General features: G+C 67.2%; 1 protein-coding gene. It reads left to right on the plus strand.

The features are described from left to right. The first annotated feature begins 165 nt into the window (after positions 1 to 165). Positions 166 to 1,068, plus strand: a complete 903-nt coding sequence (locus tag ACT86A_RS27455) for an IS5 family transposase (protein WP_445095124.1) — start codon at positions 166 to 168, stop codon at positions 1,066 to 1,068. Positions 1,069 to 1,115 lie beyond the last annotated feature (47 nt).

Below are 1,115 nucleotides of genomic sequence, written 5' to 3' on the forward strand. Positions count from 1 at the left end.
CTAGCCAGTGTTTTGAAAGTGTTCCTGGTGGGTGCTGCTGCGCGGCGCGGTTCGGAAGTGTGCGGGTGAGTGATGGTGTCTGCGTGAGCGTGTCGGTGCCGGGATGAGGAGAGGTCTCCGGTAGATGGGTAAGCGACCAAGCATTACCTGACAACCGGAGACCTCGTGACCAGGGTAGCGGTGACGAGGCGGGCGGATCTGACCGACGCGCAGTGGCGGCGGTTGGAGCCGTTGCTGCCTCGCGGACGGAAGGCGGGCCGCCCGCCGAAGTGGACGAAACGACAGCTCATCGATGGGATTCGGTGGCGTACCCGGGTGGGATCCCCATGGCGGGACGTGCCGGAGTGCTACGGGCCGTGGCAGACGGTGTACGGGCTGTTCCGCCGCTGGCAGCGGGCGGGGGTGTGGGTGTTGATCTGGAAGATGCTGCAGGCCTCCGCCGACGCCGCTGGTCGCATCGTGTGGCGCGTGAGCGTCGATTCCACCATCGCCCGGGCGCATCGTCATGCCGCCGGCGCCCGAGGTGATGGTGACAGGCAGGCCGAGCCGCCCGGCGGGGTCGGCGCCGAGCCTGCTGATCATGCGCTGGGACGGTCTCGTGGTGGGTGGACCACCAAGACGCATCTGGCGTGTGAGCAGGGCCGCAAGGTGCTGTCGCTGCTGCTGACCGCCGGTCAGCGCGCCGACTGCCCGCAGTTCAGCAGCGTGCTCGACGCGATCTCGGTGCCGCGTCTGGGCCGGGGGCGAGCGCGGACGCGTCCGGGCGAGGTGCTGGCCGACAAGGCGTACAGCTCACGCGCTAACCGAGCCTACCTGCGTGAACACGGGATCAAGGCGACGATCCCGGTGAAGGTGGATCAGGCGGCCAACCGGAAGAAGAAGGGCTCCGCTGGCGGCCGGCCACCGGCGTTCGACCCCGAACGATATAAGGACCGTCACGCTGTCGAGTGCGGCATCGGCCAGCTGAAGGAAAACCGTGCCATGGCAACCAGATACGACAAACTCGCTGTCCGCTACCTGGCCACCGTCCAGATCACCGCCATCAACCAATGGCTCCGACACGGCTGAGGAAGAGCACCCACCCGCCCTCAGCCACTTTCAAAACACGGGCTAGT

This window comes from Nocardia glycosmidis, from assembly GCF_052545115.1.